General features: G+C 72.4%; 24 protein-coding genes. 11 read left to right on the top strand and 13 right to left on the bottom strand.

Going from position 1 to position 25,600, the window contains the following annotated elements:
• Positions 1-74 precede the first annotated feature (74 nt).
• Positions 75-230, top strand: a complete 156-nt coding sequence (locus AC1DW8_RS16820) for a hypothetical protein (RefSeq protein ID WP_156415490.1) — start codon at positions 75-77, stop codon at positions 228-230.
• 103 nt (positions 231-333) lie between these two features.
• Here AC1DW8_RS16820 and AC1DW8_RS16815 read toward each other — a convergent pair whose 3' ends face one another.
• From AC1DW8_RS16815 to AC1DW8_RS16805, 3 genes are all read right to left on the bottom strand, one after another.
• Positions 334-2,460 carry an ABC transporter ATP-binding protein gene (locus tag AC1DW8_RS16815; RefSeq protein ID WP_056773837.1) on the bottom strand — a complete coding sequence of 709 codons (2,127 nt, stop codon included), beginning with the start codon at positions 2,458-2,460 and terminating at the stop codon, positions 334-336.
• Positions 2,460-4,190: an ABC transporter ATP-binding protein gene (locus AC1DW8_RS16810; RefSeq protein WP_056773840.1), complete on the bottom strand. Its 1,731-nt coding sequence runs from the start codon at positions 4,188-4,190 to the stop codon at positions 2,460-2,462. The genes AC1DW8_RS16815 and AC1DW8_RS16810 overlap by 1 nt, the downstream gene beginning before the upstream one ends.
• A gap of 85 nt (positions 4,191-4,275) precedes the next feature.
• Entirely contained in the window at positions 4,276-5,022 is a 747-nt protein-coding gene (locus tag AC1DW8_RS16805) for a TetR/AcrR family transcriptional regulator (protein WP_235509567.1), read from the bottom strand.
• A 169-nt stretch (positions 5,023-5,191) separates the two neighbouring features.
• Here AC1DW8_RS16805 and AC1DW8_RS16800 point away from each other — a divergent pair, with 169 nt between their 5' ends.
• Positions 5,192-6,757, top strand: coding sequence for an OFA family MFS transporter (locus AC1DW8_RS16800; RefSeq protein ID WP_478095250.1), 1,566 nt, complete (start codon positions 5,192-5,194; stop codon positions 6,755-6,757).
• A 52-nt stretch (positions 6,758-6,809) separates the two neighbouring features.
• Here the strand turns inward: AC1DW8_RS16800 and AC1DW8_RS16795 are convergent, their stop codons facing one another.
• A complete protein-coding gene (locus AC1DW8_RS16795) occupies positions 6,810-8,396 on the bottom strand; it encodes a DUF7059 domain-containing protein (RefSeq protein ID WP_478095290.1) in 1,587 nt (528 codons plus the stop codon).
• Positions 8,393-8,764, bottom strand: a complete 372-nt coding sequence (locus AC1DW8_RS16790) for an anti-sigma factor antagonist (RefSeq protein ID WP_478095289.1) — start codon at positions 8,762-8,764, stop codon at positions 8,393-8,395. Before AC1DW8_RS16790 ends, AC1DW8_RS16795 begins: the two co-directional genes overlap by 4 nt.
• Before the next feature lie 175 nt (positions 8,765-8,939).
• On the opposite strand from AC1DW8_RS16790, the gene AC1DW8_RS16785 reads away from it, so the two are divergent.
• From AC1DW8_RS16785 to AC1DW8_RS16755, 7 genes are all read left to right on the top strand, one after another.
• Positions 8,940-11,267 (top strand): DEAD/DEAH box helicase, encoded by a 2,328-nt coding sequence (locus tag AC1DW8_RS16785; protein WP_478095249.1) that lies wholly within the window; start codon positions 8,940-8,942, stop codon positions 11,265-11,267.
• Positions 11,268-11,368: 101 nt separating this feature from the next.
• On the top strand, positions 11,369-11,659 hold the full coding sequence (locus AC1DW8_RS16780) for a hypothetical protein (RefSeq protein ID WP_478095248.1): 291 nt from the start codon (positions 11,369-11,371) through the stop codon (positions 11,657-11,659).
• Between the two features lie 212 nt (positions 11,660-11,871).
• Positions 11,872-12,909: a sulfate ABC transporter substrate-binding protein gene (locus AC1DW8_RS16775; RefSeq protein ID WP_478095247.1), complete on the top strand. Its 1,038-nt coding sequence runs from the start codon at positions 11,872-11,874 to the stop codon at positions 12,907-12,909.
• Positions 12,906-13,874, top strand: a complete 969-nt coding sequence (gene cysT, locus AC1DW8_RS16770) for a sulfate ABC transporter permease subunit CysT (RefSeq protein WP_478095246.1) — start codon at positions 12,906-12,908, stop codon at positions 13,872-13,874. The genes AC1DW8_RS16775 and cysT overlap by 4 nt, the downstream gene beginning before the upstream one ends.
• Positions 13,871-14,677: a sulfate ABC transporter permease subunit CysW gene (cysW, locus tag AC1DW8_RS16765; RefSeq protein ID WP_478095245.1), complete on the top strand. Its 807-nt coding sequence runs from the start codon at positions 13,871-13,873 to the stop codon at positions 14,675-14,677. Before cysT ends, cysW begins: the two co-directional genes overlap by 4 nt.
• Positions 14,674-15,684: a sulfate/molybdate ABC transporter ATP-binding protein gene (locus AC1DW8_RS16760; RefSeq protein ID WP_056826519.1), complete on the top strand. Its 1,011-nt coding sequence runs from the start codon at positions 14,674-14,676 to the stop codon at positions 15,682-15,684. The genes cysW and AC1DW8_RS16760 overlap by 4 nt, the downstream gene beginning before the upstream one ends.
• Positions 15,685-16,063: 379 nt before the next feature.
• Positions 16,064-16,528 (top strand): RrF2 family transcriptional regulator, encoded by a 465-nt coding sequence (locus AC1DW8_RS16755; protein ID WP_028785748.1) that lies wholly within the window; start codon positions 16,064-16,066, stop codon positions 16,526-16,528.
• An 82-nt stretch (positions 16,529-16,610) separates the two neighbouring features.
• Here AC1DW8_RS16755 and AC1DW8_RS16750 read toward each other — a convergent pair whose 3' ends face one another.
• The 8 genes from AC1DW8_RS16750 to AC1DW8_RS16715 all read right to left on the bottom strand — a co-directional run bounded on the left by AC1DW8_RS16750 (position 16,611) and on the right by AC1DW8_RS16715 (position 23,261).
• Entirely contained in the window at positions 16,611-16,991 is a 381-nt protein-coding gene (locus AC1DW8_RS16750) for an Rv3654c family TadE-like protein (protein ID WP_056826520.1), read from the bottom strand.
• Positions 16,988-17,311, bottom strand: coding sequence for a TadE family type IV pilus minor pilin (locus tag AC1DW8_RS16745; protein ID WP_056773860.1), 324 nt, complete (start codon positions 17,309-17,311; stop codon positions 16,988-16,990). Before AC1DW8_RS16745 ends, AC1DW8_RS16750 begins: the two co-directional genes overlap by 4 nt.
• A 41-nt stretch (positions 17,312-17,352) precedes the next feature.
• Positions 17,353-17,556 (bottom strand): DUF4244 domain-containing protein, encoded by a 204-nt coding sequence (locus AC1DW8_RS16740; RefSeq protein WP_056773863.1) that lies wholly within the window; start codon positions 17,554-17,556, stop codon positions 17,353-17,355.
• 71 nt (positions 17,557-17,627) lie between these two features.
• The gene (locus AC1DW8_RS16735) at positions 17,628-18,461 is read right to left on the bottom strand and encodes a type II secretion system F family protein (protein ID WP_478095244.1); all 834 of its coding nucleotides are present in this window, start codon (positions 18,459-18,461) and stop codon (positions 17,628-17,630) included.
• Positions 18,458-19,465, bottom strand: coding sequence for a type II secretion system F family protein (locus AC1DW8_RS16730; RefSeq protein WP_478095243.1), 1,008 nt, complete (start codon positions 19,463-19,465; stop codon positions 18,458-18,460). The genes AC1DW8_RS16735 and AC1DW8_RS16730 overlap by 4 nt, the downstream gene beginning before the upstream one ends.
• A complete protein-coding gene (locus AC1DW8_RS16725; protein ID WP_478095242.1) occupies positions 19,462-20,817 on the bottom strand; it encodes a TadA family conjugal transfer-associated ATPase in 1,356 nt (451 codons plus the stop codon). Before AC1DW8_RS16725 ends, AC1DW8_RS16730 begins: the two co-directional genes overlap by 4 nt.
• The gene (locus AC1DW8_RS16720; RefSeq protein ID WP_478095241.1) at positions 20,814-21,602 is read right to left on the bottom strand and encodes a CpaE-like family protein; all 789 of its coding nucleotides are present in this window, start codon (positions 21,600-21,602) and stop codon (positions 20,814-20,816) included. Before AC1DW8_RS16720 ends, AC1DW8_RS16725 begins: the two co-directional genes overlap by 4 nt.
• A 702-nt stretch (positions 21,603-22,304) precedes the next feature.
• The gene (locus AC1DW8_RS16715) at positions 22,305-23,261 is read right to left on the bottom strand and encodes a Fic family protein (protein WP_478095240.1); all 957 of its coding nucleotides are present in this window, start codon (positions 23,259-23,261) and stop codon (positions 22,305-22,307) included.
• Between the two features lie 53 nt (positions 23,262-23,314).
• Between AC1DW8_RS16715 and AC1DW8_RS16710 the strand changes: the two genes are divergently transcribed.
• Both AC1DW8_RS16710 and trpS read left to right on the top strand, forming a co-directional pair.
• The gene (locus AC1DW8_RS16710; RefSeq protein ID WP_478095239.1) at positions 23,315-24,244 is read left to right on the top strand and encodes a hypothetical protein; all 930 of its coding nucleotides are present in this window, start codon (positions 23,315-23,317) and stop codon (positions 24,242-24,244) included.
• Between the two features lie 162 nt (positions 24,245-24,406).
• A complete protein-coding gene (trpS, locus tag AC1DW8_RS16705; protein ID WP_478095238.1) occupies positions 24,407-25,555 on the top strand; it encodes a tryptophan--tRNA ligase in 1,149 nt (382 codons plus the stop codon).
• Positions 25,556-25,600: the final 45 nt, after the last annotated feature.

Genomic DNA, 25,600 nt, shown 5'->3' with positions numbered 1-25,600 from the left:
GCACCCTCCGTAAGGTCGGTTGCACCAGGAAGGGCCCTCACCCGACGGGCCTCGAGAACCAGGGGAGCCACCTCATGAAGCTTGTCGCTCGCGTCGCCGCCGCCGTCGTCGTCACCGGTCTCTTCGGGATGACGGGTGCCTCCGTGACCGCCCAGGCCGCGCCGCCCAGCTGGTGCGCCTTCCAGAGCGTGGACGGCTCCTGCCACCCCACGCCGCCCCAGACGGCCTGACCCACCCCACCGGGTCTGACGCCGGACGCAACTGCCGCGCCGACCTCGTGGTCGGCGCGGCAGTCGTGTCCGTGCTCGCGGGCCCACGTGGGCCCGTGACGGCTCAGCTCGTGGGACCCCCGTCCGCCGGCACCGCGGAGTCGGGCGTCGGGACGCCGGGTCCGCCGGCCGGGCCGGGCGCACCGGCCCCGACACCCGCCATCTCGGGTATGCCGTCCGGCGCGCCGGGTGCCCCCGCCGTCTCGTCGAGGTCGGCCGCGGCACCCGCGAACTGGGCGGCATACAACGTCGCGTAGGCGCCTCCGGTCGCGAGCAGCTCGGCGTGCGTGCCCTTCTCGACGATGCGTCCGTCCTCCATGACGAGGATGAGGTCGGCGTCGCGGATCGTCGACAGGCGGTGCGCGATGACGAAGCTCGTCCGGTCGGACCGCAGCGCCGCCATGGCGTGCTGGACGAGCAGCTCGGTGCGCGTGTCGACCGAGCTCGTGGCCTCGTCGAGGATGAGCAGCGCCGGGTCGGAGAGGAAGGCGCGGGCGATCGTGACGAGCTGCTTCTCGCCGGCCGAGATGTTGGACGCCTCGTCGTCGAGCACGGTGTCGTAGCCGTCGGGCAGCGAGTGCACGAAGCGGTCGACGTAGGTCGCCTTGGCGGCCGCCATGACCTCCTCGTCGGTGGCACCGGGACGGCCGTACGCGATGTTGTCGCGGATCGTGCCGCCGAAGAGCCACGTGTCCTGCAGCACCATGCCGATGCGCGCGCGCAGGTCGTGGCGGGTCAGGTCGCGGATGTCGACGCCGTCGAGCGTGATGCGTCCGCCGTCGAGCTCGTAGAACCGCATGATGAGGTTGACGAGCGTCGTCTTGCCGGCGCCAGTCGGGCCGACGATGGCCACCGTCTGACCGGGCTGCACCGAGAGGTCGAGGTCCTCGATGAGCGGCTTCTCGGGCGTGTACGAGAAGGCGACCGACTCGAAGGCGACGGCTCCGTGCGGGTCGTCGATGCGCGCCGGTGCGGCGGCGTCAGGCTCCTGCTCGTCGGCGTCGAGCACCTCGAAGACGCGCTCGGCAGAGGCGACACCGGACTGGAGCACGTTGGCCATCGACGCGACCTGCGTCAGCGGCTGCGTGAACTGCCGGGAGTACTGGATGAAGGCCTGGACGTCGCCGAGGCTCATCGTGCCCGACGCGACGCGGAGGCCACCGACGACGGCGATCGCCACGTAGTTGAGGTTCCCGACGAACATCATGACCGGCATGATGATGCCGCTGATGAACTGGGCGCCGAAGGATGCCTCGAAGAGCTCGTCGTTCTTCTGCTTGAAGTTCGCCTGGGTCTCCTTCTGGCGGCCGTAGACCTTGACGAGCCCGTGCCCGGTGAAGGTCTCCTCGACGATGCCGTTGAGCTCGCCGGTGTTGCGCCACTGCTGGATGAAGAGCTTCTGCGAGCGCTTGGCGATGAGGGCCGTCACGACGATCGAGATCGGGATGGAGACGAGCGCGATGAGCGCGAGCTCCCACGAGATCCAGAACATGATGCCGAGCACGGCGATGACCGTGAGCAGCGAGGTGAGCAGCTGCGACATCGTCTGCTGGAGGGACTGGCCGACGTTGTCGATGTCGTTGGTGACGCGGCTCAGCAGCTCACCGCGCGGCTGGTTGTCGAAGTAGGGCAGGGGCAGCCGGTTGAGCTTGGCCTCGACCTCCTGGCGCAGGTCGTACATCGTGCGCTGGAGGACGCCCTGGAGGATCCACCCCTGGAGCCACATGAGCAGCGACGCGGCGACGAAGAGCGCGACGACGAGCAGCAGCACGCTGGCGACGGCGTCGAAGTCGATGCCCACGCCCGGGGTGAAGTCGACGTTGCTCAGCAGGTCGGCATACGTCGTCTGGCCCTGCGCACGCAGGCTGTCGACGACCTGCTCCTTGGTGGTGCCGGGCGGCGCCTCGATGGTGCCGCCGATGGCACCGGCGAAGATGAGGTCGGTCGCGCGCCCGAGGATCTTCGGCCCGATCGAGCTGAGCGCGACGCTCACGACGGCCAGCACGAGGACGACGACGACCTTGACGCGGTGCGGCCGCAGCCGGCCGAGCAGGCGCTTGGCCGACGGGCCGAAGTTGAGCGACTTCTCGCCCGGCTGCCCCATCTGCATGTGGGGCGGGCCGCCCCGGCGTGCAGGTCCGCGGCGGACCTCTGCGGCCTTCTCCTCGGCCGTCTTGACTCCCTCGGCCATCAGGCCGCCTCCTCCGCGCTGCGCTGGGACTCGACGATCTCCTGGTAGGTGACGCAGGAGTCGAGGAGCTGGTCGTGCGTGCCCTGGCCGACGACGCGGCCGTCCTCGAGCACGATGATGTGGTCGGCGTCGACGATGGTCGAGACGCGCTGGGCCACGATGACGACGGTGCTGCCCAACGTGGCCGGCCGCAGGGCCCGGCGCAGGCGTGCGTCGGTCGACAGGTCGAGGGCCGAGAACGAGTCGTCGAACAGGTAGATGTCGGGACGCTTGACGATGGCCCGGGCGATGGCGAGACGCTGGCGCTGGCCGCCCGAGACGTTGGTGCCGCCCTGCGCGATGGCCGAGTCGAGCCCGCCCATCGCCTCGACGAAGTCCTGGCCCTGTGCGATGCGCAGGGCGTCCCACAGCTCGTCGTCGGTGGCATCGGGGTTGCCGTAGCGCAGGTTGGTCGCGACGGTGCCGCTGAAGAGGTACGGCTTCTGCGGGACGAGCCCGATCTTGCTCCACAGGTCGTCGAGCTCGAGGTCACGCACGTCCACGCCACCGACCCGCACCTTGCCCGCGGACGCGTCGAAGAGACGCGGGATCAGGCCGAGGAGCGTCGTCTTGCCGGCACCCGTCGAGCCGATGATGGCCGTCGTGCGACCCGGGTCGGCCCGGAAGCTGACGTCGTGGAGCACGGCCGCCTCGGCTCCCGGGTAGTGGAAGTCGACACCGACGAGCTCGAGGCCCGCGGCGGCGGGCGCCATCCTCAGGGGCTGCACGGACTCGACGACGGACGACTCGGTGTCGAGGACCTCCTGGATGCGGCCGGACGAGACCGCGGCACGCGGGATCATCGTGGCCATGAAGGTCGCCATCATGACGGCCATGAGGATCTGGACGAGGTAGGACAGGAAAGCCGTCAGCTCGCCGATCTGCATGTCGCCGGACGCGATGCGGTGCCCGCCGAACCACATGACGGCCACGGTCGAGAGGTTGAAGATGACCATGACGATCGGGAAGACGAGCGCCATGAGGCGTCCGACCTGGAGGCCGGCGTTGGTCAGCAGGCCGTTGGCCTCGGCGAAGCGGGCCTCCTCGTGCTCCTCGCGGACGAAGGCGCGCACGACGCGGATGCCGGTGATCTGCTCGCGCATGACGCGGTTGACGCCGTCGAGCGAGGTCTGCATCCGCCCGAACCACGGCACCATCCGGGAGATGACGAGGCCGACGACGAGGCCGAGCAGGGGCACTGCGACGGCGACGAGCCAGGACAGCCCGACGTCCTCGCGCAGGGCCATGATGATGCCGCCGACCATCATGATCGGCGTCGTGACGAGCAGGGCGAAGCCCATGAAGACGACCATCTGGACCTGCGTCACGTCGTTGGTGCTGCGCGAGATGAGCGTCGGGGCCCCGAAGCGCGTCACCTCCTGCGCCGAGAAGTCGACGACGGTGCCGAAGACGTTGCCGCGGATGTCGCGGCCCATCCCCATCGCGACGCGGGCCGCGAGGAAGGTGGCGGCGATCGACGCGGCGATCTGCACGAGGCTGACGGCGAGCATGATGCCGCCGTGGCTGATGATGAAGGCCGTGTCGCCCTTGGCGACGCCCTGGTCGATGATCTCGCCGTTGAGGCTCGGCAGGTAGAGCGAGGCCATGGTGCTGACGAGCTGGGCCAGGCAGATGAGCACGATCTGGCCCGAGTAGGGACGCAGGTGACTGCGGAGCAGTCGGATCAGCATGTCGGTGCCTTTCGGTGCGCGACGGGTGGTGTGGTGTCGCTCGGGAACGCTAGGGACTCACGTGGGGTGAGGGTCAACTGGTCTGTCACGGCCGCGACCCCTCGTCGGCGGTGAGCACCTGCGGGTCGCCGCCGAGCTGCGCGTGGAGCTCGGCGATCGACAGGCCGCTCTCTGTGGTGCTCGGCCGCCGCATCAGGCCGAAGAGGACGGTGTCGACGATCTCCTCGGGGGTCAGGACCTGTCCGTCGGCGATGCCGGGGTGGCTGCCCGAGAAGGTGAGCAGCCGGATCCGGTGGACGAGGTCGGCGGCCGGGACGACGAGCCGGTCGTCGTCGTGGACCAGGTGGTGGATGGTCTCGAGGAGGGGCTGGTGGGCGGCGACGTGCTCCTCCTCCTCGTCGGCGTGCCCGCGCAGATGCCGCCCCGCGTCGTAGCAGGCCTGGTGCGGTCCGCGGTTGGGCGGCTGGGTCAGGCCCAGGGCACCCATGAGGCCGAAGACCTCCGTGAAGCGCAGCTGCATGATGCGGGTGAAGTCGACGAGCCGGTCGCGCAGCGACCCCTCGGGGTCGATGGCCGAGATGCGCCGCCGGACGGGGGCGGGGCAGAACGCCGCCTGCACGGCCTCGTTCTCGAGGACCTCCTTGGTCGGGAAGACTCGGAAGATCGTGCCCTCGGCGACGCCCGCCTCCTGGGCGATCTCGCTCGTCGTCGGCTTGCGCCCCTCGCGGTGCGCGAGCCGGACGAAGACCTCGATGAGGGCGTCCCGGCGGTCGTCGGGGTTCATCGGGGCCGCCCGCTGACCGGGTCGCTGGCCCTCCACACGTGTCGACACGCTGTCCATCATGAATGAGTGAGCGCTCACTCACAAGTGGTTTCGGGAACATCACGACACATTTCGCCCCGAACCCGGGTATGCACCCCTCCGGACCCCTCGACCGTCGCGGTTCGCCTGCGTGCGGTCCCACGCCCACCCGTCCCTCTCCTCCCGATCCGAGGTCCGCATGACTGCAACGACGCAGCGCACCGCCACGACCACCAGCTCCCCGGGATTCCTCGACCGTCGTCGCACGGTCGCCCCGCTCGGCTTCAACCGCTGGCTCATCCCTCCGGCCGCCCTCGCGGTGCACCTGTGCATCGGCCAGGTCTACGCGACGAGCGTCTACAAGACCTCCCTCGTCGCACACTTCGACACCTCGCAGACGGCGATCGGCATCATCTTCTCGATCGCCATCGTCATGCTCGGCCTCTCGGCCGCGGTCTTCGGCACGTGGGTCGACCGCAACGGGCCGCGCAAGGCGATGTTCGTCGCGACGGTCTGCTGGGGCACCGGCTTCCTCGTCGGCGCGGCCGGCATCGCCACGAGCCAGCTGTGGCTGCTCTACCTCGGCTACGGCGTCATCGGCGGCATCGGCCTCGGCATCGGCTACATCTCGCCGGTCTCGACGCTCATCAAGTGGTTCCCGGACCGTCCGGGTCTCGCCACCGGGCTCGCGATCATGGGCTTCGGCGGCGGCGCGATGGTCGCGAGCCCGCTCTCGCGCCAGCTGCTGAGCGCCTACGACCCCGGCTACACGCCGTCGGACTCGACGTCGACGGCCGACGGGCACGCCCTGACGCTCCTCTTCGTGACCCTCGGGATCGTCTACGCACTGGTCATGCTCATCGGCGTCTTCAACATCCGCGTCCCGCACCCCGACTGGAAGCCCGAGGGGTGGACCCCGCCGGCGAACGCCGGCGACACCGCCACGCTCGTCACGACCAAGTCGGTCTCCGCAGCGAGCTCGATCCGCACCCCGCAGTTCTGGCTGCTCTGGGTCGTCCTCTTCTGCAACGTCACCGCCGGCATCGGCATCCTCGAGCAGGCCAGCCCGATGATCCAGGACTTCTTCCGCGAGAACGGGTCGTCGGCCGTGACCGTCGCTGCCGCAGGCGGATTCGTCGGCCTGCTCTCGCTCTTCAACATGGCCGGCCGCTTCGTCTGGAGCTCGACGAGCGACGCCATCGGTCGCAAGCCGATGTACATGGTCTACCTCGGCGTCGGCATCCTCGCCTACATCGGCCTCGCGCTCGCGGGGCATGTCGCCATCGGCCTCTTCGTCCTCATCGCCGCGGTGCTCATCTCGTTCTACGGCGGTGGTTTCGCGACGGCGCCCGCCTACCTGCGCGACCTCTTCGGCACCTTCCAGGTCGGCGCCATCCACGGCCGGCTGCTCACGGCCTGGTCGGCCGCCGGTGTCGCGGGCCCGCTCATCATCAACGGCTTCCTCGACGCCCAGGGCAAGCCGGGCACGCTGACGGCCGACGCCTACACGCCGGCGCTGCTGACGATGGTCGGCGTGCTCGCCGTCGGCTTCGTCGCCAACCTCCTCGTGCGCCCGGTCGCCGACCGCTTCCACGAGTCCGACGACGTCGTCGAGGCGGCCAAGCCGGCTCCGGTCGAGGAGGGCGAGGGCTCCTCGCGTCTGCCGGGGACCGCGCGCGTCGTCGCCCTGTGGGCCGTCATCGCCGTCATCCTCGCCTACGGCGTCTTCCAGACGGTCACGACGGCGGCCAAGCTCTTCGCCTGACCGGGCACCACTGACCGAAGCGCGGGATCCCTTGTGGCGGCGGCCTGCTCGTTCAGACGAGCAGGCCGTCTGCCACGAGGTCGCGCACCTGCGGGAGCACCTCCGCACGCACGTCGGCGGCGTCGAGCCCGAGCACCGTCGCGATGGCGTCGAGAGCCGCCCCGGCCGTCAGCTCGCCGTCGGCCACGCCGACGTATGCCGCCAGCAACGTCCCCGCGCGGACGACGCGTCCCAGCCCTCCGCCCTGCCGGACGAGGATGACGCTCGGGTCCTCGGCACCCGGGACCCCGTGCCGCTCCTCCGTCACGTCGGGGGCGCACGACCACGCGACGTCGAGGACGTCCTCGTCGGAGTGCTCGGCGAGCCACGTCCGGGCCCGCAGCCCCGCGTCGACCGCCGGTCCCATCGGGGCGGCGACGGGCCCGTGCGCCTCGTCGAGGGCGCGCCACGTGCCGCGGTCGGCGGCCGGCCGCTGGAGCGTGACGACCCCGAACCCGACGTGCTCGACCCCGCGCGAGGCGAAGTCACGCAGCCACGCGGCATACATCAGCGAGTGGGCCTCGCTGCCGGGCTGGGCACCACCGTCGCGGGCCCACAGCTCGGCGTACTCGGCGGGGTCCTGCGACTCGCGCTGGATGACCCAGGCGTCGAGCGCGACCCCGTCCCGGGCCTGCTCGTCGAGCCAGTCACCCCAGACGTCGCGCCACGTGCGCCCGGCCGGGACCTCCCAGTTGCCGAGGAACTGGGCGACGCCTCCGGGCTCGAGCACCGAGCCGACCTGGCGCACGAGGGAGCGGACGAGGGTGTCACCCGAGCGACCGCCGTCGCGGTACTCGTAGAGCGGCACACCCTCGTCGCGGGGTGTGATGACGAAGGGCGGGTTGCTGACGACGAGCGAGAACTCCTGCCCCGCAACGGGATCGAGCAGATCTCCGGAGAGCAGCTGGACGTCGGGGACCGCACCCACGCCTTCGGAGGCAGCGAGCGCGAGGTTGAAGCCGGCATACGCGAGCGCCCGCTCCGAGATGTCGGTGGCGACGATCGCGCCGACGTGGCCGGTCAGGTGCAGGGCCTGCACGCCGCAGCCGGTGCCGAGGTCGAGCGCGCGGTCGACCGGGCGCCGGACGGTCCACGACGCGAGGGTCGTCGAGGCGCCGCCGATGCCGAGCACGTGGTCGGGACGCAGGGGCCCACCGACCACGAGCTCGGAGAGGTCGGAGGCGACCCACCAGTCGTGGGCGTCGTCGCCGTAGGGGCGCAGGTCGCACGTCGCGACGACGTCGCGCTCGGGCGGCGCCCACCGGTCGGCGGCGAAGCCGGCGCGGCCGCCCTCGAGGCGCACGAGCCCGAGGCGTACCGCCCCCTCGACCCCGAGCGAGGGCAGGGCGGCGCCGAGGGCCGACGCGCGCACGGGTCGACCGAGGGTGAAGAGGCGCACGAGGACGCCGCACGCATCGTCCACCGACGTGGCTGAGGACTCCGTCGCGAGCAGAGCCGGCAGTGGCTGCTCACGGTGCAGGGCCGCGGACGCCACCGGGCCGAGCCGGTCGGCGACGCCGTCGACGGTGAAACGAGCCGCCGAGAGGTCCGCACGCAGCAGCGCGACGAGGGACCGGTCGACGACGGGGGTGTCGTTCAGGACCCCTCGCCCGGCGAGCTCGCCCCGGCCACGCTCGCGGCGAGCGCCGCGTCGAGGGTCGGGTGGATCTCGAAGACCTTGTCGAGACCGGTGATGGAGAAGACCTTGAGGACGCGGTCGTCGGTGCCGACGAGGCGCATCGAACCGCCCCGCGTGCGGGTCAGCTTGAGCCGCCCGACGAGCACCCCCAGCCCCGTCGAGTCGAGGAAGGTCACGTCCGTGAGGTCGACGACGAGCTGCGTGCGCCCGCTCTGGATCTGTTCGTCGAGCTTCTCGCGCACGAGTGGCGCGGTGTAGACGTCGATCTCGCCGCCGAGGTGCACCACGGTCTGCTCGCCGTGGTCGGCTCGAGTGATCGAGAGATCCACCTGTGCCCCTTCCTTGTGCCCACACGTGCACGGCTTCTGGTCGCGGTTGCGCGGGTCCGGTCCTGACGTCGTGCTGACCGTTCCCCATCCGTCACGTTCCCCCCGCGTGACCGACCGCGCAGTAACATGCCCCGCTCGTCGGTTACCGTACCCCGACGGCATACGGTTGCTCCACATGAACGGGGAGTCAGCGCCCGCGGGACCCGTGCCGGAGGACCTCCTGCGCACGCTCGTCGGCGACCATCCCGAGCGTCTCGTGCACGTGCACGAGGTGCCCGCTCGCCGCGCCGTGCTCGGGGAGTGGCCCGAATGGGTCGACCCGACGCTCCTCGGCTCCCTGCTCGCCTCCGGCATCGAGGCGCCCTGGTCGCACCAGGTCGAGGTGGCGCAGGCCGCCCACGCCGGGCGCCACGTCGTCGTCAGCACCGGGACCGCGTCGGGCAAGAGCCTCGGCTACCACCTGCCGATCCTCAGCGACATCATCGCCGGGGCGGGCGCCCCGAACGGCCGCGGCGCCACGGCGCTCTACCTCTCCCCCACCAAGGCGCTCGCCGCCGACCAGCTGAGCCGCATCGACCGGCTCGCGCTGCCCGCGGTGCGCCCCGCGACCTACGACGGCGACACCCCCACCGACGAGCGGCGCTGGATCCGCGACCACGCCAACCTCGTGCTCACCAACCCCGACCTGCTCCACCACTCCCTGCTGCCCGGGCACGAGCGGTGGAGCTCGTTCCTGCGGGCGCTGCGCTACGTCGTCGTCGACGAGTGCCACGTCTACAAGGGTGTCTTCGGCGCCCACATGGCCGCGGTGCTGCGACGGCTGCGGCGGGTCGCCGCGCGCTACCGCTCCGAGCCGACCTTCGTCTTCGCGTCCGCCACCGTGGCCGACCCGGAGGAGCACGCCTCCCGGCTCCTCGGTATGCCGGTGACCCCGGTGACGCGGGACGGCTCGCCGCGCGCGTCGATGACGTTCGCCCTCTGGGAGCCGCCGCTGCTCGTCGACGAGGCCGGGCAGCCGTCTCGGGTCAGCACCATCACCGAGACGGGCGAGCTGCTCGCCGGGTGCGTGCGCGAGCACGTGCAGACGGTGGCGTTCGCGCGGTCGCGGGCCGGCGTCGAGGTCGTCGCGCGGATCGCCAAGGAGCGGGTGCCCGTCACGGACGAGCACCGGGTCGCCGCCTACCGCGGCGGCTACCTCCCGGAGGAGCGACGCGAGCTCGAGCGGTCCCTGCGCGCGAAGGAGCTGCTCGGCCTCGCGGCCACGAACGCCCTCGAGCTCGGCGTCGACGTCAGCGGCCTCGACGCCGTGCTGCTCGCGGGATGGCCGGGCACGCTGTCGTCGCTGTGGCAACAGGCCGGGCGGGCCGGCCGCTCGGGAGAGCGGTCGCTGGCCGTGCTCGTGGCCGCCGACGACCCGCTCGACACGTTCGTCGTGCACCACCCGGAGGCGATCTTCGGCCGCGGCATCGAGGCCACCGTCGTCGACCCTGACAACCCGCACGTGCTCGGGCCCCACCTGGCCGCGGCGGCCGCGGAGCTGCCGGTGACCGAGGCCGACGTCGAGATCTTCGGGCCGCAGACGCGCGTGCTGCTCGACGCGCTCGTCGCCCGCGGCATCCTCAAGAAGCGTCCACGGGGCTGGTTCTGGGGGCGTGAGGACCGGCCCGCCGACCACCTGTCGCTGCGTGGGGCCGGCGAGCCCGTGCGGATCATCGAGACCCGGACCGGGCGCGTCGTCGGCACCGTGGACGACTCGAGCGCGCACTCGCAGGTGCACACCGGCGCCGTGCACCTGCACCAGGGCCAGACGTGGGTGATCACCGAGCTCGACCTCGACGACCACGCCGCCTTCGCGGTGCGCGGTGACCCCGGCTGGACGACCCAGGCGCAGTCGGTCAGCGACTTCCAGATCGTCCACGAGACCGAGCACGAGGAGTGGGGGCCACTCCGGTGCTCGTTCGGCCACGTGACGGTGCGCCACCAGGTCACCTCGTTCCTGCGCCGCCTGCCCGGCGGAGAGGTGCTCGGCGAGCACCCCCTCGACCTGCCGCCGCGGTCGCTCGCGACGAAGGCCGTGTGGTGGACGATGCCGGCCCCGGACCTGGCGGCCGCCGGGGTGGCGGAGGACGGCATACCCGGGGCGGCGCACGCGGCCGAGCACGCCGCCATCGGGATGCTCCCCCTCTTCGCGACGGCCGACCGCTGGGACATCGGCGGCGTCTCGACGGCCCTGCACCCCGACACGGGGCTGCCGACCATCCTCATCTACGACGGGCACCCCGGCGGAGCCGGCTTCGCCGAGCGCGGCTACCGACGGATCCGCCCGTGGCTCAGAGCGACCCGCGACGCCATCGACTCGTGCGAGTGCGCGGAGGGCTGCCCGTCGTGCATCCAGTCGCCCAAGTGCGGCAACGGCAACGAGCCCCTCGACAAACGCGGCGCCGTGGCGCTGCTCGACCTCGTCCTGCGTCACGCGGGCCCGGGGGCCGGGGGCGTCCGGTGACCTGGCCACCGCGTGGACGTGGCCGTCCGGGGCGTCAGGGCCCGTCGCGGTCGTCGCGCCCGTCCGGGCCGTCCGGACCTGCTGATCCACTGGGTCCTCCGGTGGACGCCGGCGCTGGCCCGTGGGTCGGGATCACGAGGGACACCGCCGGCCGGCCCGCCCCGTCGGTCGTCGTGCGCGGGACGCTCCGCCGGGCCGAGGTCGAGATGCAACCGGTCGTGCTGGACGCCGACGACGGGACGACGTGGGAGCTGCTGCTCCCGCCGGGGTGGGCCCTCGACGCCGAGCCGGGCACCCGGGTCACCGTGAGCGGGGACGCCGCCACCGAGGTCGCCACGGTGTCGATGGTGGGGCCCGTGCTGCGCGTGCGCTCCCTGTCGCGCGGCGACTGAGCTCTGCGGCGGAACCCGACGCGTGCGGGCCGGCGAACCGGGCGGACCACACTCTGAGACATAATGCCGAGTTATTTGACCAGTAACGCATCGCTATTCGAAACTCCCATGCAACGGATAGGAAAGCAGCCACCCGTCGACTGCCGACCGACCCGGCCCGCCGCACCCCGCGGCGCGACCCCGATCCGGACCGCACCCCTCAGGAGCCCGACATGCGCCGCCCCTCGATCGCCCTCAGCGCCATCGCCGTCACCGCGACCCTCGGTCTGACCGCGTGTGCCGGTGGCGGGGCCAGCGACACCGCCGCGGGGCCGGGCACCGCCGCCGCCGCCGGCGCCGCGACGAGCACCATCAACCTCTACGCGTATGCCGTCCCGAAGGTGGGCTTCGACGTCGTCATCCCGGCCTTCCAGAAGACGAAGGCCGGCCAGGGCGTGCAGTTCCAGCAGAGCTACGGCGCCTCGGGCGACCAGAGCCGCAAGGTCGCTGCCGGCGCTGAGGCCGACTTCGTCAACTTCTCGGTCGAGCCCGACATCACGCGTCTCGTCGACGCCGGCCTCGTCGACCCGAACTGGAATGCCAACGAGCACCAGGGGATTCCCTTCGGCTCCGTCGTGACGATCGTCGTGCGCAAGGGCAACCCCAAGGGCATCAAGGACTGGGACGACCTGCTCAAGCCCGGCATCGAGGTCGTGACGCCGAACCCGTTCTCGTCGGGCTCGGCCAAGTGGAACCTCCTCGCCCCCTACGCCGCCAAGAGCAACGGCGGCGCCGACAAGGCCGCAGGGCTCGCCTACGTCTCGGCGCTCGTCAAGGACCACGTGAAGGTCCAGCCGAAGTCGGGGCGCGAGGCCACCGAGACCTTCCTGCAGGGCAGCGGCGACGTGCTCCTCAGCTACGAGAACGAGGCCCTCTTCGTCGAGAAGAACGGCGACCCCGTCGAGCACGTGACGCCGCCCACGACGTTCAAGATCGAGAACCCGGCCGCCGTGCTCAAGGGCAGCAAGAACCTCGCCACGGCCACCGCGTTCAACGACTACCTCTACACGCCGGAGGCGCAGAAGCTGCTCGCCGAGGCCGGCTTCCGGCCGGTCGACACCACCGTGGCCCAGGAGTACGCCTCGAAGTTCCCGGCCCCGACGAAGCTCTGGACCATCGCCGACCTCGGTGGCTGGAAGACCGTCGACAGCACGCTCTTCAAGAAGGACGTCGGTGACATCGCCAAGATCTACGACCAGGCGACGCAGTGACGTCTGACACCGACCAGCAGCGCAGGGGCCCGCATCCGGAGACGGAGGCGGCGCCCCTGCCGCCGCGTCCGGGCGCGACCGCGCCGGACGGCATACGTCCTCGGGGCGATGACGCACCCCACGGTGCGGGGTCCGGTGGCGCGGCGCGACGCCCGCGCCGCGGCAAGGGCCTGAGGGGGCTGCGCCGACCGCTCGGCATCGGCATCGTCACGCTGTGGCTCAGCGTCATCGTCCTGCTGCCGCTCGCGGCGCTGACCGTCGCGGCGTTCGACGAGGGCCTGGCCGGGTTCTGGGAGGCGGTGACCGCGCCCGCCGCGCTCGCGTCCCTCCGGGTGACCGTGCTCGTGTCGGCCGTCGTGGCGCTCATCAACGCCGTGCTCGGCACGCTCGTCGCGTGGGTGCTCGTGCGCGACGAGTTCCGCGGCAAACGGTTCGTCAACGCCGTCATCGACCTGCCGTTCGCGCTGCCGACGATCGTCGCCAGCATCGTGCTGCTCTCCCTCTACGGGCCCAACAGCCCCATCGGGGTCGAGCTCAACGCGACGCGCTGGGGGCTCGTCGTGGCGCTGCTCTTCGTCACCCTGCCGTTCGTCGTCCGGTCGGTGCAGCCCGTCCTCATCGAGGCCGACCGCGAGGTCGAGGAGGCTGCGGCCTCGCTCGGAGCCACGACCTGGACGACGTTCCGCCGCATCGTGCTGCCGACCCTCGCTCCGGCGATCCTCAGCGGCACCGGACTCGCCTTCGCCCGCGCGATCGGCGAGTACGGCTCGGTCGTGCTCATCGGCGGCAACATCCCCCGCGAGACCCAGGTGGCCTCGCAGTACATCCAGCAGCAGATCGAGATCGACCGACCGCTCAACGCGGCCGCGGTCTCGGTCGCGCTGCTCGCCATCGCGTTCGTCACGCTGCTGCTGCTGCGCGTCGTGTCGAGCCGCAGCCAGCGGCGCGAGGAGCGTGACGCATGAGGGTCTCCCGGGGCACCCGTCTGTCGCTGCGCGTCGTCGCGCTCGGCTACCTCTTCGTGCTGCTCGCCGTGCCGATCGGCGTCATCCTCTGGCGCACCTTCGAGCCGGGGCTCTCGGAGTTCATCGCCTCGATCTCGACACCGGCAGCGAAGTCGGCGCTCAACCTGTCGCTGCTCATCGTGGCGATCACCGTCCCGGTCAACGTCGTCTTCGGCGTCGCGACCACCCTGGCGCTCGTGCGCGGACGCTTCCGCGGACGAGGGCTGCTGCAGGCCGTGGTCGACCTGCCGTTCGCGGTGTCACCGATCGTCGTCGGCGTCTCGCTCATCATGCTGTGGGGCGCGGGCGGGTGGTTCGGTGCGCTCGACCGGGCCGGCTTCCAGGTCATCTTCGGCATCCCGGGCATGGTGCTCGCGACGATCTTCGTGACGCTGCCGTTCGTCGTGCGCGAGGTGGAGCCGGTGCTCCACGAGATCGGCCAGGAGCAGGAGCAGGCCGCCTCGACGCTCGGGGCCAACGGGTGGCAGACGTTCTGGCGCATCACCCTCCCAGCGATCCGGTGGGGCCTGACCTACGGCGTCGTGCTGACGGTCGCGCGGGCCCTCGGCGAGTTCGGCGCGGTCATCATGGTGAGCTCCGGCTTCCCCGGGGTCTCGCAGACCCTGACGCTCCTCGTGCACTCCCGCTACATCGACGACCACAACACCTACGGCGCGTATGCCGCCGCCACCCTGCTCATGGGCATCGCGCTCGTCGTGCTGCTGCTCATGACCCTGCTCGACCGCAAGAGGAGCGACCGATGATCACCGTGACCAGCGCCCGCAAGGACTACGGCTCGTTCACCGCGCTCGACGACGTGAGCCTCGACATCCCGAGCGGCTCGCTGACCGCGCTGCTCGGGCCGAGCGGCTCCGGCAAGTCGACGCTGCTGCGCGCGATCGCCGGCCTCGAGGAGCTCGACTCCGGCACCGTGACGATCGAGGGCCGCGACGTCACGGACGAGCCGCCGCAGCGGCGCGGGATCGGCTTCGTCTTCCAGCACTACGCCGCGTTCAAGCACATGACCGTGCGCGACAACGTCGCCTTCGGGCTGACGATCCGCAAGCGCCCCAAGGCCGAGACGGCCAAGAAGGTCGACGAGCTGCTCGAGATCGTCGGGCTCGACGGCTTCCAGCACCGCTATCCGGCGCAGCTCTCCGGCGGTCAGCGCCAGCGGATGGCGCTCGCCCGGGCTCTCGCAGTGGACCCGCAGGTGCTGCTGCTCGACGAGCCCTTCGGCGCCCTCGACGCGAAGGTGCGCACCGACCTGCGCCAGTGGCTGCGCCGGCTGCACGACGAGGTGCACGTGACGACGGTGCTCGTGACGCACGACCAGGAGGAGGCGCTCGACGTCGCCGACCGGATCGCCGTGCTCAACAAGGGACGCATCGAGCAGGTCGGCGACCCCGTCACGCTCTACGAGCGCCCCGCCAACGACTTCGTCATGGGCTTCCTCGGCTCGGTCGCGCACCTCGGCGGGCAGCTCGTGCGACCGCACGACATCGCGCTCGAGCGCGACCGCGCGACGGCGCTCGCCCTCGACGCCAAGGTGCCCGACTCCCCCGGGGTCATCGACGCCGTCGTCGAGCGGGTCGTGCCCCTCGGCTTCGAGGTCAGGGTCGACCTGCGGGCCGACTCGGGCGAGCGGTTCGCTGCGCAGATCACCCGGCGCGACGCCGCCGAGCTGCAGCTGCGGGAGGGGGAGACGATCCACGCGCGCGCCGTCGGGCGCTCGAGCGTCGTCGACCACGACCCGGCCCTCGCGATCTGACGCCCGACCGTCCAGCTCCGCTGGACCAACGTGGGACAGATCTCGCACGGGCGCAGACGACGGCATAACGTATGCCGTGAAGCCCCTCTCGTCGCCGAGCGACGCGGGCGGGCAGCTCGGGTCACCGAGTGAACTGAGGCGGCGAGGGGACGACACCTCGCCGCCTCAGTCGCACCCGGTGCGTCGCCCCCCGTCGACTGTCCCCGTCGTCACACCCGCACCGTCGAGTGGCCCCGTCGTCACACCCCGATGCTTCGCCACCCATCGAGTGGTCACGTCCTCACTTCTTGTCGTCCCGCCGCGGTCCCAAACATCGGCGCCACGTCGCCGGTGGGCCCGATTGGCGCGGAGGTCACCGCGGGTGCGGCAGACTGCATGGGTGGACATCTCGGCACGAGTCGACTACGCGGTCCGCGCGATGCTCATCCTCGCCGAGTCGGACGCGGAGGGCTCGGGCCCGATCAGCATCGACAGCCTCTCGACCCGGCAGGAGCTGCCGCGCAAGTTCCTCGAGGCGATCTTCGCCGACCTGCGCCGCGGCAACCTCGTCCTGAGCCGTCGCGGTGCCCGCGGCGGCTACGTGCTCGGGCGGCCGCGTGGGGAGATCAGCGTCGGCGACATCTTCCGCGCCGTCGACGGTCCGCTCGCCGAGGTGCGCGGACTGCGACCGCACGAGACGGAGTACCAAGGTGTCGCCACCCACCTGCCGAGCCTCTGGGTGGCGGTCCGTGCGAGCCTGCGCGAGGTGCTCGACGACACCTCCCTCGAGGACCTCCGCACCGGCGACCTGCCGGACCGGGTGCGTCAGCTGCTCACAGCCCCGGACGCCTGGCAGAACCGCTGACGTCCCACCGTCACTGTTCGACCGTCACTGTTCGGCAGTCAAGTGCTCTGCCGTCATCGTGCCGGACGTCAGCCCCCAACCGTCAGCGTTGGGGACCCGCACGGGCGCGGGCCGTGGCAGGCTCGGGCCACAGCCGGGCCCGGACAGTGACGCGCAGCTCGACGTCTGCCCCCATCGACGAACACGCCTGTGTCGCAGCACCGTTCGCGCGAACCACCTGGTGCGCCACCGCGCACGCCTGAGCCGAGTCCGCACCGTCCTGCATCGCCGATGCGGCGGCCAGGGAGCCGAGGTCGGCGGCCACCCGAGCCCGGTGGCTGGCGACCACCACGGAGGCCACCACGAGACCGCCCATGGTGAGGACCAGCACCACGGCCACGACCGACAGAGCGAGGACGCTCGCCGCGCCACGCTCGCCCTGGGGACGTGTCGGCCCGACCCGCACGATCGGCACGGTCGTCATGACGGCGACTCGACGGGTGTCACGGCTGAGGCGCTGAGCTCCCAGCCGGGCAGCAGCCCCCAGCCGCCGGTGCGGGCGGAGACGACGACCCGGACTCCCCCACCGACGCCGGAGACCTGCACGCGAGCGCCCGTGGGCGCCGTCTCGACGGCGAGGTCACGGACCCGCGCCGGGTCGTCGCCACGGGCCGCCGCTCGTGCGGCGACCCGGGCAGCGTCGACGCACCGGATCTGGTCGACGGCGGCGTTGACCGCGACGAGACAGAAGCCGAGGAGGAGCACGACCGACGGGATGGCGACGGCGAGCTCCGCCGTCACCATCCCGCGCTCCCGACCCGGTGCGGGTCGAGGGCGTCGCGACCTCACCCCGCGATCCCCAGGGCGCTCTGGACGATGCCCGCCAGGGCTCCGCGCACCGCGTCGGACTTGACGACTCCGAGCAGCACGAGCGCGAAGGTGCAGGCCGCCATGATGCCGACGGCGTACTCCGCCGTCGTCATCCCGCGGTCGCGGCGTCCGGAGGTCACCCGGCGACGCGTGAGTCGTCGGATCAGCTGATGGGTCATGGGTTCTCCTCTCCTCGCCCGGGCGGGGTGCCCGGGACGCTGGGTCCCCGGGGGGGATGCTCGGTGCCACGTCAGGCCGCCAGCAGGTCGCCCGCGAGGGCGATGACGAGCGGCGCCACCGTGGTCAGGCAGAACGCCGGGAGCAGCACGAGACCGAGTGGGGCGACGAGGCGGACGCCGACCTTGGCCGCCGAGACCTCGAGGCGTTCGAGCTCAGCGGAGTGCAGGTCGTCCGAGGCAGCGAGCAACATCGCTCCGGGCGGCACGCCTGCCTGGTGGGCGATGGCCACCGCGCGTGCGGCCGGCGACCACGTGGGCCCGACGGAGGCCCAGGCATCGGCGTCGGTCGCTCCCCACCTCAGGGCAGCCGCGACCTGCCGCAGGTCCGTGGACGCGCGCCCGGGCAGCCCGGTGGCCACCGCCTCGAGCACGCCCCACGTGGGCAGGCCCGACCGGTACGCCAGGGCGAGCAGAGCGAGGACAGAGGACACCTCGGCGTCGGTGGCCCGCCTCCCGTCGTCCTTCGTGCTGCCGGACGGGGGCGGCACAGCGCCGCCACGGTTCGCGGCTGGGGAGCGGTCCGTCGAGCCGATGCCGTAGGTGGAACCGGTCGGGTGGGTCGAACCGGTCGGGCGGCTTGCCTTGGTCGAACCGGTGGGATCTGTCGAGCGGGCCGGGTCTGTCGGACTCGACCCGACGGCGATGCTCGGCGTCTCGTGGCCGGCGCCGACGACCGGGTGACCGCGACCGCCGAGCAGGACGAGCACCGCACCGGCAGCGAGGCCGGCTGCCATGACTCCGCGAAGACGCCCGCCGAGGACCACGTCGGTGAGGGCAACGGCTTCGGCGATCGCCTCGACGACGCCAGGATAATCGGCGGCAGGAGCAACGACGAGTGCGCTCATGGCCGCACCGCCCGACGGACCATCCGGGAGCACCAGACCCGACCGACCCAGACGAGAAGCACCCCGGCCATGACGGACACCGTCGCGATCGGAGACCCGAGGTAGAGCGTCGCCGGGTCGATGCCGCAGGCCAGCCCGAAGATCGGGCCCGTCAGCGGCAGGAGGGTCAGGACGGTGACCGTGGCCCGGGGCCCGGCCACGGCGACCGCGACCTTGCCCCGACGGGTGCGAGCGTCGAGGAGCCCACCCACCGCACGGTCGACCGCGGAGGCGAGCGGGGCGCCGGTGGTCTCGGACAGGCGCCAGGCAGCCGCGACGAGTGCCAGCTCAGCGGATGCGCTGCGAGCCGCCCATTCGGCCCAGACCGGCGAGGTCGGCTCGGCGCGGTGGCTCGCGTGGAGAAGGCTGCCGACGAGCCGGTCGATGTCGGCGGCCGGCCGGTCATCGCCGCGTGCGGTGCCGCCGGACGACCACGGTCGGTGGGGAGCCGAGAGGGAGGCCGCGTGCCGGCCGTTGCGCGCGCGGGACCGTTGGTCCTGTCGGGCATGGGCCTGTCGGGCATGGGCCTGTCGGGCCAGCTGGACCCGCTCGGCACCGAGCGTCGAGGTGGCCGCGAGCTCGATGGCGCGGCTCGGCGTCAGGCCCGCCCCGAGGGCCGGACCGATGCCGCGCAGCAGGTCGAGGACGTCGTCGACGAGCGCTCCCGGCCGTCGGCGAAGTCGCCAGCGCCGGTAGAGGTCGACCGGGTCCTGCCGCCACAGGCTTGCTCCACCGTGGCCGGCTGCGAACCCGTCGGTTGCCGAGCCGAGTGCGGCGTGCCGCCCGGGCCCACCACCGTGCCCGCCGGCCAAGCCACCGGAGAGCCCGGCGCCCGCCTCACCTCCGGGAGACTCACCTCCCCAGAGGTCGACCGCGGTCGCCCGAGCGGACATCCCGCTCGGCCACAGGAACACGGCCAGACCGAGCAGGAGCGCGGCCAGCGCCCCGACGGCACCGGCGTTCACGACGCCTCCGCGACCGAGGCCGGGATCGGTGGCGCGGCCGGGGCCGTTGGCCGCGAGACCGGGTCCGGCGGCGGGGCCGATGCCGTCGGCGGGGCCGTCGATGTGGCCGAGGCGGTCCGTGGCGGCGGGGCCGATGCCGTCGGCGGGGTCGAGGTCAGAGCCGGGGGCGCCATCACGGTCGGGCGAACGAGCTCCGACTCCAGCCCGAGCCGGCTGGCGAGCGCCGGCCACGCCGGACCGCATCGGGGCTCGTGACCGGGGCCGTCCCACTCGAGGGCGGGCACGATGCAGGGGTTGCCGTCGCGACGGAAGAGCGCCGCCACCGAGGCGACGCGCCGCCCTCCGTGGTCGCGCGTCACGTGCACGACGACGTCGATGGCAGCCGCCAGCTGGGCCCGGACCGCATCGGGCCCCAGGCTCGCCAGGGCACCGAGCGCCTCGAACCGGGCCACGACGTCGGCCGGGGCGTTGGCGTGGACCGTGCCGCACCCGCCCTCGTGGCCGGTGTTGAGCGCGGCCAGCAGCTCCCGCACCTCGGCCCCCCGGACCTCGCCGACGACGATCCGGTCGGGGCGCATGCGCAGCGCCTGCCGCACGAGCGTCGTCAACGTGACCTCGCCGGCGCCCTCGACGTTGGCCGGTCGGGCCTCGAGCCGGACGAGGTGAGGGTGGTCGACCGTCAGCTCGCGCACGTCCTCGACGACGAGCAGCCGCTCCACCGGGTCGCTGCAGCCGAGCAGTGCCGCCAGGAGGGTGGTCTTGCCGGCTCCCGTGCCGCCCGAGACGACGAACGCGAGCCGCCGAGCGACCACGGCGCGCAGCACGGGCTCCCACTCCGGGGGCATCATCGCGCGACCGCAGAGCTCGGTCAGGGACACCGGATCCCCGGGCGGCACCCGGATCGTGATGTGCGGGCCACCGTCGACGAGCGGCGGCAGCATCGCGTGGAGCCGAGCGCCGGACGGGAGCTGCCCGTCGACCCAGGGACTGGCCTCGTCGAGGCGGCGCCCCGCGATGCCGGCCAGGCGGACGGCAAGACCTCGGGCGTCGTCGGCATCGAGCCGCTCGCCCACCCACTCCATGCCGTGCCCGCGGTCGACCCAGATGCGTCCGTCGCCGTTGACGGCGATGTCGGTGACGCCCGGCTCGGCGAGCCAGGGGTCGAGCGGTCCGGCGCCGAGCACCCGCGAGGCCAGCGCCGACCGGGTCTCGGCGACACGGTGGGCTCCGAGCGCCCCACGCTCCTGGGTGGCCACCTCGGCCACCGCCGCGCCGTCGGGACCGATGCCGTCGCGGACGCGCTGCCACACCGCCGGCGTGAGCGAGCCGCCGGGCCGTGGCTGGACGCTCATGCGGCGACCGCCTGGTCGGTGAGCCGCAGCAGCAGCTCGTCAGCGGCACGCACGACCTCGCCGCGTCCCCGAGCGCCCGGCGGCAGTCCTTCGGCCACCTCGGAGACGAGGCGCCGGTCGTCGCCGACCGTGGCCACGAGCGGCACGTCGAGGCCGTCCATGACGAGGTCCTCGAGGTCGGGCTCGGTGTGGGCACCGCGCAGGACGACCCACGGCTCGATCGGCAGGAGGGGCTGGGCCTCCCACGGCCGCCCGGCGTCACGCAGACGGCGGAGCAGGCCGCGCACGCCGGACACGACGGAGGCAGTGGCCGCGAGCTGCGGCACCTGGGTGCCGGACACGACGACGACCGCGTCGACGAGCAGCCCGACGCGGGCCAGCACGGACGGGTCTCGGGACAGGTCGAGAACCGTCAGGTCATGCGCGTCGGCCAGGCCGGCCACGACGTCGGGCAGGCTCTGCGCCCACCCGTCGTCGGTGTCGTCGAGCGGACCCACCCACCCGGAGCCGCCGCTCCCCGAGAGCACGGGCACCCCGCACGAGACCGGGAGCTCGTCGGCGAGCCCGAGCCCGTCCACGACGCCCGCCACGTCGGCCAGCTCCGGCCAGCGCCACCCCGGCTCCTGCTCGAGGCCGAAGACGACGTCGAGAGACCCTGAGACGCGGTCGAGGTCGACGGCCACGACCGAGCGCCCGGCCGCGGCGGCGCGCACGGCGACCGCAGCCGCGAGGGTCGAGGACCCGACCCCACCAGAGGCCGGCACGAAGGCGATGACGTTTCCCATGCGCCCACCGTCACGCACGGGACGGAGCCCGCCCAGCGGCATGCGCAAGCCGGTGGATACCCGGCCCCGCGCCCGAGGGGATGTGGACAAGCCGACCCAGCCGCACGCACCCGAACGCAACCGGCCCGGAAAATAGTGGTGGCCTCCGTCCGGGGGAAGACGAAGGCCACCTCACGAGACTGGCACCGGGGGGGAGGGGCCAGATCGCGTCGGTGCTCGACCCATGAGGGGAGCACCACCAACAATGCTGGACGCTAGTCCTTCGGATTGCAAACCGAGAAGTCACGACACGCGGTGATTTCTCGCGATTTGTCACGACACGACAGAAACGTTCAACTCCGAGGGCGCCGACAGATCTTCCCACACAAGGCGGAGGCCCCCCGACCAACGGTCGGAGGGCCTCCAGAGAAGCTCCGGGCTACCAGGCGTGCATTCTCGATAGTGTCGCCCCGGTTGTGCGCCCGGGGGTGGACTGTTCCAAGGGAACTGCTCTCGCGTGGGTACTCGGCCTCTTCTCGAGACATCTGTTCTGCGTGGATCCGGATCTACGCCTCTCGGCGATGTGGTTCCTGACTCCGTTCTACTCCACGCCGTCGGCGTGGCGACACCCCCCTCGTCGCCGCGGCGGCAAGAAACTGTCCACCCCGGTGGACATCCCGCACGAATCGCCGCTCCCGGCCTGTCAGCCAGGGCTCAGATGACTCAGGTGAGTCGTCCCGCCCGCACCGCGTCGCTGATCCGCTCCCCCTCCGCGGCCCCGCGGACCATCGCTTCCCCTGCCTGGGCGAGCCAGAGGCCGACGCCTGCGGCGCCACCCTGGGCGTAGGCCGTGAGCGCACCGAGGTAGGCCGGCCCACCGTTCGCCACGTGGCCGGCTTCGGGGACGGCGACTCCGGTCGGGTCGAGCCCCAGGGCCTGGACGAGCGCGCGCTCCATGGCCCGGGCCACGAGCCCGTTGCCGTGGACGAAGGGGCGGATCGCGGCGATCTCGGCGTGCACGAGGGCCGCCACGACGGACGCCGGGACGCGGTTGCTGCCGGCCGCGGCGACGACGACGTCGGAGAGCGAGGCGAGGCGTGCGGCGACGACGGTCGGTGGCGGGGCCGGCCCGAGGTCGACGAGCTCGGTGCATCCCTCGTCACCGATGCGCGGACGGCCGAGGGCGTCACCGCTCACGACCGGCGACGCGGCGGCGACGTGGAGCCGAGCCAGCGCCTGGAGGGGCGCGGTACGCACGAGCGCGACGACGCGCTCGCTCTCTGCCGTGGCCGAGACGGCGCCCTTGAGGGTGCGCAGACCGGGGTCGAGGTCGTCGGGCCAGTCACGCGCGCCGCTCATCAGCTCGCGCACGACCTCGACGGGGAACTCGGCACCGTCGAGGGCCGCACTCGCCTGGGCACCCCGAACCCGGGACTCGGCCGATGCCTCCGGGATGCGTCGGCGCAGGGCCTCGTGGAAGCGGAGCCTCGTGTAGGCGTCCCGGGCTGCGTCGGCGCGGGCGCGCACGTCGGGCAGGTCGGTCAGCGCCGCGAGCTGGTCGAGCAGCACGCTCTGCTGGGAGGACGGGCTGGAGGTCGTGCTCGAGGGGGTCGCGCCCGGGCTCGGGCGGCTCGATGTGGGGAGGCTCGAGGTCGGGCGGCTCGGGATCGGGTCTGGCACGCCTGTCAGCCTAGATCTGTCGAGGGGCCGACCCTGCCTGTCACGATGAGACGGTGGCCACTCCCCCCGTCATCGACTGGCTGCTCGCCGGCGACGTGGCCGTGGCCTACGTCACGACGCGCGACCTGCTCGGGCGCGAGGACCCGGGCCTCCAGGCCCGCATCGCCACGGAGGGTGTCGGCGCAGCGCTGCTCGCCGCGCGGGCACCCGACGGGCACTGGGGTCGAGGGTTCTACCGGCCGAAGTGGACGTCGAGCCACTACACGCTGCTCCAGCTCGGGCAGATCGGCCTGGCCCCGCAGAACGCGGCAGCCCGGGAGACGGTGGGGCTCATCCTCGACGGCTGCAAGGCCGACGACGGCGGCGTCAGCCCGTCCCCGCCCGCCAAGCCGAGCGATGCCTGCATCAACGGCATGGCGCTGGGCTACGCGAGCTGGTTCGGCGCGTCCGAGGACGAGCTGCGCAGCGTCGTCGACCTGCTGCTGCGCGAGGTCGTGGCGGACGGGGGCTTCAACTGTCGGCACAACCGTCCTGGGGTTCGAGTCACGCACTCGTCCGTGCACACGACCGTGTGCGTCATCGAGGGCATCACCGCCTACCTCAGCGCCGGGGCCGCCTACCGCGCCGACGAGCTGGAGCGGGCCCGGTCGTCGGCCGCCGAGTTCCTCCTGCGTCACCGGCTCCTGCGCAGCGAGCGCACCGGCGAGGTGATCCGTGCCGAGTTCACGGGTCTGCACTACCCGGCCCGGTGGCACTACGACATCCTTCGTGGCCTGGATTCCCTTGCAGCTGCAGGCATCCCGCGCGACGGGCGGATGGACGAGGCGCTGTCGATCATCCGTGCTCGGCGCAGGGCCGACGGCCGCTGGACACCGAGCCGCGCCTACCCCGGCCTGACCCACGTGCCCAACGAGCGGGTGGGTGCGCCGAGCCCGTGGGTCACGCTGATCGCCGAGCGCGTGCTCCTCGCGTATCCTGACTGACATGAGTTCGACCGTCGCACCGACCCGCGCGTGGTGGCTGCCCAGCTGAGGCGGCCCGTCGAACCAACCCGAGATCCGGAGCCGCCCACGGGCGGCTCCTCGCATGTCCACGACGTGCGGCGAGGTCTCTCCCGTGGGCCACCCACCACACCAGGAGAGACCATGACCAGCACCATCACCAGCAGCACGACCCGCCCCGCACCGCTCGCCCCCGGCGACGCCGACGAGAGGGCGACGTATGCCGTGGCCCTGGAGCGCAGCGCCGTCCTCGACGCGCTCATCGACGAGCACGCCACCGATGCCGCCAAGGACGCCGAGGACGCCGCACGTTTCCGGATGCTGACCGGTGACCGCCCCACCGGCCCGCTCCACATCGGCCACTACCTCGCCAGCCTGCGTAACCGGGTCCGGCTGCAGGAGAAGGGGGTCGAGACGTTCGTCGTCATCGCCGACTACCAGGTCATCACCGACCGCGACTCGGTCGGCGAGATCGGTGCCAACGTCCAGGGGCTCGTGCTCGACTACCTCGCCGCCGGCCTCGACCCGGCTCGGACGACGATCTTCACCCACAGCGCGGTGCCGGCCCTCAACCAGCTCATGCTGCCGTTCCTGTCCCTCGTCACCGACGCGGAGCTGCGCCGCAACCCGACGGTCAAGGACGAGCTCGCCCTGTCCGACGGACGGCCGCTGTCGGGCCTGCTGCTCACCTACCCGGTGCACCAGGCAGCCGACATCCTCTTCTGCCACAGCCGGATCGTGCCGGTCGGCCGGGACCAGCTGCCGCACCTCGAGCAGACCCGAGCCATCGCGCGCCGTTTCAACCAGAGGTATGCCGCGGGGCACAGCGTCTTCGCCGAGCCCGAGGCCCTGCTCAGCGAGGTCCCACTGCTGCTCGGGACGGACGGCACGAAGATGAGCAAGAGCAAGGGCAACGTCATCAACCTGCGCGACAGCGCCGACGAGACGGCCGCCCGGGTGCGGGCCGCACGGACCGACTCGGAGCGACGGATCACGTTCGACCCCAAGGGCCGTCCTGCCGTGGCGAACCTGCTGACGATCGCGGGACTGTTCCTCGACGAGGCACCGGAGGCGGTGGCCGAGCGGGTCGGCGACGGCGGCGCCCAAGCCCTCAAGCGCGTCGTCACCGATGCGGTCAACGAGTCCCTTGCCGGGCACCGGGCGCGGCGGGCCGACCTCGCCCGCGACCCGGCATACGTCACCTCGGTGCTCCACGAGGGGAACGCGCGCGCCAACGAGGTGGCCGAGCGGACGCTGGCGACCGTGCGGGCGGTGATGGGGATGAGCTACTGAGACCCGCAAAACCACATCGCGTGCCCGGCCCCGACGGCCCTAGCC

This window comes from Terrabacter sp. P2_E3, assembly GCF_056403915.1.
The sequence above is the reverse complement of the archived record's forward strand: the minus strand, read 5'-3'. Positions and strand labels throughout refer to the sequence as shown.